Source organism: Nocardia neocaledoniensis, assembly GCF_003182135.1.
Lineage (GTDB): Bacteria > Actinomycetota > Actinomycetes > Mycobacteriales > Mycobacteriaceae > Nocardia > Nocardia neocaledoniensis.
Map to the genome: position 1 here is coordinate 42,650 of NZ_QGTL01000013.1, position 7,723 is coordinate 50,372.

Consider the following 7,723-nt stretch of genomic DNA (forward strand, 5'->3'; position numbering starts at 1 on the left):
GGGTGCCCGCCGTGCCGCCATCCGCCCTCCGCGATCGAAAAAGGGAACGAACCCGCCGTGCGATCCTGCTCGCCGCCGTCGGATTGTTCGAGGCCAGAGGCTATGAGGAGACGACGGTGGCGGAGATCGCCGCCGAGGCCGAGGTCGGCACGCGGACCTTCTTCAACTACTTCGCCAGCAAGGAAGAACTGCTCTTTCCCGAACCCGACGAGCGGGTGCGCGCGGCCGTGGCCGCCATCGCCACGCGGCGGCCGGGGGAGCGTCCGGTGGAGGTGCTGCTGCGGGCTCTGCGCGCCGCGGGCGACAACCCCGGCGAGCATCTGGTCGACGACCTGAACGGCCGCATCGCCGCGCTGCGCGCGCAGGTCTCGCGGACCGTGCCCGCGGTGAGCGGCCGCGCCGCGCACGCCCAGCTGGTGGCCCAGCGCGAGATCGCCAGGCAGTTGCACGCCGCGTTCCCGCACGAACTCGACGAGGTCGGCGCCGCGGCACTGGTCGGCGCCGTCGTCGGCGCGGTCTCGGGGGCGCTCACGGTGCTGTTCCAGCAGCCCCACCACGGGATCGAGGACGGCGAGCGCCTGCACCGCAAGATCCACGAGACCACCTCGCGGGTCCTGCAACCGTGGCTGGCCGCCTCCGCCGAATCGCGGAACTAGCCGAACTGCTGCCAGCCCAGCCGGACGACCATCACCACGACCACGACGAGCAGCACGATCCGCACGAACCCGGCGCCCTTGGCCAGCGCCATGCGCGAACCGACGAGCGCGCCCGCCACATTCGCCACCGCCATCGCGGCGCCGAGGCCCCACAGCACGTGCCCGGTGGTGCCGAGGAACAGCAGCGCGCCGACATTCGATCCGCAGTTGATCACCTTGGCCATCGCCGCGGCGCGCACGAACTCGGTGCCGAGCAGGGTGGCGAAGGTGATGATCAGGAAGGTGCCGGTGCCCGGCCCGAGCAGGCCGTCGTAGAGGCCGATCAGTCCCGCCGCGAGCGCGACCACGAGGATCACCTTGCGCCGCGTCGGCGGGTGGGTCGCCATCGTCATCCCGACCGAGGGACGCAGCGTCACGAACACCGCCACCGCGACCAGCACCACCATGACCAGCGGAATGAACAGGTCCCGATCGATGAGCGAGACCGCAGCCGCGCCGCACGCCGCGGTGATCGCCGCGATCACCGCGCCCGGGATCAGCACCTTCCACTGCATCGGCACCTTGCGGGCGAAGGTCAGCACGGCCGTCGCCGTGCCGGAGAGCGCGGCCAGCTTGTTGGTGCCGAGCGCGGTCTGGGGGGCGATGCCCGGCGCCACCAGGAACAGCGTGGGCAGGATGATCAACCCGCCACCGCCGACGACCGCGTCGACCCACCCGGCCGCGGCCGCGGCCACCAACAGGACCGCCCAGTCTCCTAGTTGCATCGGCCAAGAGAATCAAGATCGCGGCCGGAAAGCCAGTTCATTCATGTCGGGACGGGCTCACGCGAGCCTCTCGTGCCAAGCTGGTCGGGTGCGCCGGTTCAGTCTGTGGCTCCGCGGACGGCCCATCGTCGCCGATTCCGTCCTCGCCGCCTGCCTGCTGATCTTCGACGCCGCCGGCGTGGGCGACGAACCACACAAGGCCGTCTACCTGGTCTTCTCGGCGATCCTGCCGCTGCCGTTGATCCTGCGCCGGGTGTACCCGCGCGCGGTCGCGGCGGTGATGTTCGCGCTGTCGCAGGTGTGCAGCGTCACCGGCTATGTGCTCGGTCAGGACACCTCCGATCACGTGGCGCTCATCGGGCTGGGTGTGATGCTCTACACCCTGGTCGCCTATGTCGGCAGGCGCGAGGGACTGATCTACCTGGCGTTCCTCGGCGTCGACGTGGTGACCTCGGTACTGTTGCTCGACACCCCCAAGGGCGGCGACCTGATCCTGGTCGCGGTGATCTACGCCCTGTGCTGGACGCTGGCCGAGTTCAACGGCGCCCGCCACGCCTACGACTCGGAGGTCGCGGCCCGCCTTGCCGTCGCCGACTACGACAAGGAGCGCCGCGCGCACGAGGCCGTCGCCGCCGAACGCACCCGCATCGCCCGCGAGCTCCACGACGTGGTCGCGCACGCGGTCAGCGTCATCATCGTGCAGGCCGACGGGGCGAAATACGCCCTGCGCCAGGACCCGGACGCGGCCGAACGCGCGCTGGCCACCATCTCGGGTACCGGCCGCGACGCGCTGCGCGAGCTGCGCCGCACGGTCGCCCTCCTGCGGACCGAGCACGCGCCCGAACTGCTGCCCCAGCACGGCAGTGCCGGGATCGCGCGACTGGCCGAGATGATGCGCGACGCCGGCCTGGCCGTCGAGCTGGAACTGACCGGTGAACTCGACGACATCACTCCCGAGGTCAGCCTCGGCGTGCACCGCATCGTGCAGGAATCGCTCACCAACACCCTGCGGCACGCGGGCGCGACCCCCAAGGCGGTGGTGCGGGTGCACCGGCGCGAGGACGACATCCGGATCGAGATCGTCGACAGCGGCGGCGTCCCCGTGGTGGACACCGGCATTCCCGGCACCGGCATGGGCCTGGTCGGGATGCGCGAACGGGTGGCCGTGCTCGGCGGCACCCTCACCGCGGGCCGCACCGAGGACGGCCGGTGGCGGGTGCGAGCCACCCTCCCGTTGCGCGCCGAGGCCGACTGATCCGCCCGCTAGGGTGAGGCCATGCCGATCAGCGTGCTCGTGGTGGACGATCAGGAACTCATGCGGATGGGTCTGAAGATGGTCCTCGGCGCGCACCCCGACATCGAGGTCGTGGGTGAGGCGGGCAACGGCGACGAGGCGGTGCTGCGCGCGACCCAGCTGCGCCCCGACGTGGTCCTGATGGACGTGCGGATGCCCGTCGTCGACGGCGTCACGGCGACCGGCCGGATCGTCGCGGCGGGCGACGGCGTGCGCGTCCTCGTGATGACCACCTTCGACCTGGACGAACACGCCCTGGGCGCGCTGCGCGCCGGCGCCAGCGGGTTCCTGCTCAAGGACACCCCGCCCGAGGACCTCGTCTCCGCCATCCGCAGCGTCGCCGCCGGGGACGCCGTGGTCTCCCCGAAGGTCACCAAGCGCCTGCTGGACCGGCTCGTCGCCGAGGACCCGGCCGGGCTGCGCGATCCCGGCGTCCTCGACGTGCTGACCGCGCGCGAACGCGAGGTCCTCGAACAGATCGCGGCGGGCCGCTCCAACGCCGAGATCGCGGCCGCGCTGTTCCTGTCGGAGGCGACCGTGAAGACCCACGTCGGCCGGGTGCTCACCAAACTCGGGCTGCGCGATCGGGTGCAGGCGGTGGTGCTGGCCTACGAGACCGGCTTGGTCCGTCCCGGCGGCTGAGCGCGCCCCGGGAGAAAAATCGGGCGCTCGCGCGTTGAGTGGAGTAGATCGTCCGAAAGGATCGCCATGACCGCCCTGCTGTTCGTGCTCTACCTCGTCGTCGAGATCGCCGCGTTCGTCGGCCTCGCCCAGCTGATCGGCGCGGGCTGGGCGCTGCTGGTGCTGATCGCGATCTCCGGCGTCGGCCTGCTGCTGCTCGGCGCGCAGGGCAGGCGCGTCTTCGACCGGTTCCGCCGGGCCGCGCGCGGCGAGGTCACCGCGGAGAGCGCGGTCGCCGACGGGCTGCTCGTCGCCACGGGCTCGGTGCTGCTGTTCGTGCCCGGCCTGGTCACCGGCGTCGTCGGGCTGCTGGCGCTGTTCCCGCCGACGAGGGCGCTGCTGCGGCCGGTGCTGGAGAAGCTCGGCACCCGCCGCTTCGGCCCGCTGCCCTCCTTCGCGCCCTCGCCGTACCGCGGTGTCGTGGTCGATGCCGACGGCGACGTGGTCGACGGTGACGTCGTCGGCCAGTGGTACGACGACGGCCACACCGGCCTGCGGCCCGCCCTCGGACCGGGCAGGCCGCAGGATGCCGCGCCCTGGCGGTGAAAGGTCTACAGTGTGCCGATGGCCACCGAGCAAGTCACCATCGAGGTGAGCGCGGAACTGGCCGACGCGGTACGTAGGGCGAGTGCCGCTGCCGGACAGTCCATGTCGGATTTCACGGTCGCCGCGTGGCGACTCGAGCTGATCGCCGTCGAAGCGGGCGGGCACGCCCCGGCGGGGCTGCGCGAGGCGGACCTACGCGCCGTCCTGTCCCTGCCGACCTGACGATCGGCCGATACGGCAGACTGGGTGACCGTGAGTACCCAGTTGCTGATCGGCGGTCGTTTCTACAGTTCCAGCTCTCTGGACGCGACCGCGATGGCGGTCACCGACGGCACCGTGGTGTGGCTCGGCGCCGAGGCGCCGGGACGGGCGATGCATCCCGACGCCGAGATCGTCGACCTCGACGGCGCGTTCGTCGCGCCCGCGTTCGTCGACCCGCACGTGCACGTCACCGCGCTGGGTCTGCAGCTCATCGGGCTCGATGTGCGCGGCGCCGCGTCGCTGGGCGAGTTGCTCGCCGCGGTGCGCGCGTACGCGGCCGCACACCCGGACGGCGTGATCGTCGGGGAGGGCTGGGACGACACCGCCTGGCCCGAACAGCGCCCGCCCACGCTCGCCGAACTCGACGAGGCCGCCGGGCCCGGCCGCCTGGTGTACCTCGCCCGCGTCGACGCGCACTCGGCCGTGGCCTCCTCCGCCCTGCTCGACGCGGCGGGCAACCTCGGCCAGGGATACCGCCGCGGCGAACCGCTCCGCGCCGACGCGCATCATCGGGTGCGCGGCGTCGCGCTGGCGAAACTCGATGTCGCGCACCGTGACCGGGCCCGCGCCGCGGCGCTCGACGCCGCCGCCGCGCACGGCATCGTCGCCGTGCACGAATGCGCGGGGCCCGACATCTCCGGACGCGACGACCTGCGCGAACTGCTCGCCTTCGAGCACGGCGTCGAGGTGCGCGCCTACTGGGGCGAGGCCGTGCGCACCGCCGAGCAGGCCCGCGCGCTGGTCGACGAACTCGGCGTCGCCGCCCTCGGCGGTGACCTGTTCGTCGACGGCTCGCTCGGTTCGCACACCGCGCTGCTGCGCGAGCCCTACGCCGACGGCAGCGGCTGCGGCAAGAACTTCCTCGACGGCGACGCGATCACCGCGCACGTGCGGGCCTGCACCGAGGCGGGCATCCAGGCAGGCTTCCACGCCATCGGCGACGCCGCCATGGACCTGGTCGTCGCCGGATTCGCCGCCGTCGCCGCCGAACTCGGCGGACCGGCCGTCGCCGCGCGCGGGCACCGGATCGAGCACGCGGAGATGACCGACGCCGCCGCCATCGAGCAGCTCGGCGCGCTCGGGGTGATCGCGTCGGTACAGCCCGCTTTCGACGCCGCCTGGGGCGGCGCGGACGGCATGTACGCTGCCCGCCTCGGCGCCGAGCGGGCTGCCACCCTGAATCCGTTCGCCGCGATGGCCGCCGCGGGCGTCTCCCTCGCCATCGGCTCGGACGCGCCGGTCACCACGCTGAACCCGTGGGAGCAGGTCAGGGCGGCGGTGCACCACCGGACCCCCGGCCACGGGCTGTCCCCGCGTGCCGCCTTCGCCGCCGCCACCAGGGGTGCCTGGCGGGCGGGTGGCGTGCGCGACGGCGTCGCGGGCACCCTGGTCCCCGGCGCCCCCGCCTCCTACGCGGTCTGGGACGCGGGCGACCTCGTGGTCGCGGCGGCCGCCGACACCGTCCAGCGCTGGTCCACCGACCCACGCTCGCGGGTCCCCGGCCTGCCCCGGCTCGACCCCGGCGCGGACCTGCCCACCTGCCTGCGCACGGTGCGCAGCGGCACCACGATCTACTCGGCCTGACGCCGTGCCCCTCGCCCGTGCCGCGGGTCCGGCGTCTTTCCACCCGATCGCGAGACCCGTGGTCTGTGTACCCGACGCGATGTCCGGCCGGTCCGGCCCGCGACGAGTGCCGGCCCAGGGAGAACGCGGCACGATCGGTGGGTGCCGGACCGGCTGCCGGGACCGGCGGCTCCGGTCCGACCGCCGGAAGCCGGTCGCTGGCGGCGACCTCATCAGCCGGCCGCACCCTAGCCAGCACGTCGACGAAATACGGAGTCCGACATCATGATCCACCCCGCCACCGAGCCAGGTTCCGGCTCGGCGACCGCCGATTCGGTGGACCGGTCACGGGCACTCGGCGCCCGCGGCTCCGGCATCCTGTGGCGGATGCTCGCGGCCACCGTCGGTGGGCTGCTGCTGTTCGCGAGCTTCCCGCCCCGGCCGTGGTGGTTCCTGGCGCCGGTCGCCGTCGCGCTGCTGACGGTCGCCGTGCGCGGACCGGGCAGGCTCCGTGGCGGGTTCGGCTACGGCATGCTCGGCGGGCTCGCGTTCTTCGTGCCGCTGCTGCCGTGGACCGGCATCTACGTCGGGCCGCTGCCCTGGCTGGCGCTCTCGACCACCTGCGCGGTGTACTTCGGGCTGTGGGGCGTGCTGGCCCGCCGGCTGGGTGAGCTGCCCGGCTGGCCGGTCTGGGTCGCCCTCGCCTGGACCGCGACGGAGTGGGCGCGCTCGAGCTTCCCGTTCGGCGGATTCCCCTGGGGCCGTATCGCTTTCGGTCAGGCCGACGGCTGGTACCTGCCGCTGGCCGCCTACGGCGGCGCACCGCTGGTCGGTTTCGCCGTGGCACTGACCGGCACCGCGCTCGCCGCGCTCGCGCTGCGCGTGCGGGCCTGGGCCAGGACACCCGCGCCGCGCCCGCGCGACCGCGCCACCCGGGTCGGATTTGCCACGGCCGCCGCCGCTGTGGCTATCATGCCCCTCGCCGGAGTGATCCTCCGGCCGACGCTGCCCGCCCCGGACGACGGCACCCGGACGATCACGGTCGCCGCGATCCAGGGCAGCGTGCCGCGGCTCGGTCTCGACTTCAACGCGCAGCGGCGCGCCGTGCTGGACAACCACGTCCGGCGCACCGAGGAACTCGCCGCCGCCGTCGACCGCGGCGCAGCGGCCCGGCCGGATGTGGTGATCTGGCCGGAGAACTCCTCCGATATCGATCCACTGCGCAACGCCGACGCCGCCGCCGAGATCACCGAGGCCTCGGAGCGGATCGGCGCGCCGATCCTGGTCGGCGCAGTCCTGGTGAACGGTGACCGCACCACCACGAACTCGGTGATGGTGTGGAACGGCGCGCAAGGCCCGGCCGACCGGCACGACAAGAAAATCATCCAGCCCTTCGGTGAGTATTTGCCGATGCGGAGTTTCTTTCGGTTGTTCTCGTCCTATGCCGATCAAGCCGGACATTTCGTCCCGGGAAATGGTGACGGTTCGGTAACGGCCGCCGGAATTCCGATCGGTGTCGCCACCTGTTACGAGGTCGCGTTCGATCGCGCGTTCCGGCAATCGATGGACTCGGGCGCTCAGTTGCTCACCGTGCCGACCAACAACGCGACCTTCGGGATGAGCGAGATGACCTACCAGCAACTCGCGATGTCACGGGTCAGGGCGGTCGAACACGGCCGAGCTCTCGTGGTCGCGGCAACCACCGGGGTCAGCGGAATCATCACCGCGGACGGCACGCTCACGCAGCGGACCCGGCAACTCGACCCCGCCGCGCTGGTCGCCCAGCTACCATTGCGCGACACGACGACGATCGCGACACGGATCGGCGCGGCGCCCGAAGTGGCGTCCGTTATCCTGACCGCGATCGGCGTGGCGCTGACGTTTTTCCGGCGTCGCCGAGTGAATCAGGCGCAGGTTTCGCGAAGCTCGCCGAATTCTGAATAAGCGGTTTGTTTCAA

The 7,723-nt window shown here is 72.5% G+C and carries 8 protein-coding genes; 7 read left to right on the top strand and 1 reads right to left on the bottom strand.

Features of this window, described 5'->3' with window-relative positions; all coding sequences use genetic code 11:
• The first annotated feature begins 11 nt into the window (after positions 1–11).
• Entirely contained in the window at positions 12–656 is a 645-nt protein-coding gene (locus DFR69_RS27715) for a TetR/AcrR family transcriptional regulator (RefSeq protein WP_373867033.1), read from the top strand.
• On the opposite strand, the gene DFR69_RS27720 is transcribed toward DFR69_RS27715, so the two are convergent.
• Positions 653–1,420 carry a TSUP family transporter gene (locus DFR69_RS27720; RefSeq protein ID WP_110040600.1) on the bottom strand — a complete coding sequence of 256 codons (768 nt, stop codon included), beginning with the start codon at positions 1,418–1,420 and terminating at the stop codon, positions 653–655. The two genes, DFR69_RS27715 and DFR69_RS27720, sit on opposite strands and share 4 nt — an antisense overlap.
• Positions 1,421–1,508: 88 nt before the next feature.
• Between DFR69_RS27720 and DFR69_RS27725 the strand changes: the two genes are divergently transcribed.
• The 6 genes from DFR69_RS27725 to lnt all read left to right on the top strand — a co-directional run bounded on the left by DFR69_RS27725 (position 1,509) and on the right by lnt (position 7,709).
• On the top strand, positions 1,509–2,675 hold the full coding sequence (locus DFR69_RS27725) for a sensor histidine kinase (RefSeq protein WP_110040601.1): 1,167 nt from the start codon (positions 1,509–1,511) through the stop codon (positions 2,673–2,675).
• Positions 2,676–2,696: 21 nt separating this feature from the next.
• Positions 2,697–3,356: a response regulator gene (locus tag DFR69_RS27730; RefSeq protein WP_110040602.1), complete on the top strand. Its 660-nt coding sequence runs from the start codon at positions 2,697–2,699 to the stop codon at positions 3,354–3,356.
• 66 nt (positions 3,357–3,422) lie between these two features.
• The gene (locus tag DFR69_RS27735; protein ID WP_110040603.1) at positions 3,423–3,941 is read left to right on the top strand and encodes an FxsA family protein; all 519 of its coding nucleotides are present in this window, start codon (positions 3,423–3,425) and stop codon (positions 3,939–3,941) included.
• 18 nt (positions 3,942–3,959) lie between these two features.
• Positions 3,960–4,163 carry a hypothetical protein gene (locus tag DFR69_RS27740; protein WP_167456431.1) on the top strand — a complete coding sequence of 68 codons (204 nt, stop codon included), beginning with the start codon at positions 3,960–3,962 and terminating at the stop codon, positions 4,161–4,163.
• Positions 4,164–4,193: 30 nt separating this feature from the next.
• On the top strand, positions 4,194–5,786 hold the full coding sequence (locus DFR69_RS27745) for an amidohydrolase (RefSeq protein WP_186817376.1): 1,593 nt from the start codon (positions 4,194–4,196) through the stop codon (positions 5,784–5,786).
• 264 nt (positions 5,787–6,050) lie between these two features.
• Positions 6,051–7,709 (top strand): apolipoprotein N-acyltransferase, encoded by a 1,659-nt coding sequence (lnt, locus tag DFR69_RS27750; protein WP_110040606.1) that lies wholly within the window; start codon positions 6,051–6,053, stop codon positions 7,707–7,709.
• Positions 7,710–7,723 lie beyond the last annotated feature (14 nt).

Excerpts from the sequence above, each read along its gene's own strand:
- DFR69_RS27720 (WP_110040600.1), bottom strand. The coding sequence starts at position 1,420 with ATGCAACTAGGAGACTGGGCGGTCCTGTTGGTGGCCGCGGCCGCGGCC.
- DFR69_RS27730 (WP_110040602.1), top strand. The coding sequence starts at position 2,697 with ATGCCGATCAGCGTGCTCGTGGTGGACGATCAGGAACTCATGCGGATG.
- DFR69_RS27735 (WP_110040603.1), top strand. The coding sequence starts at position 3,423 with ATGACCGCCCTGCTGTTCGTGCTCTACCTCGTCGTCGAGATCGCCGCG.
- DFR69_RS27740 (WP_167456431.1), top strand. The coding sequence starts at position 3,960 with ATGGCCACCGAGCAAGTCACCATCGAGGTGAGCGCGGAACTGGCCGAC.
- lnt (WP_110040606.1), top strand. The coding sequence starts at position 6,051 with ATGATCCACCCCGCCACCGAGCCAGGTTCCGGCTCGGCGACCGCCGAT.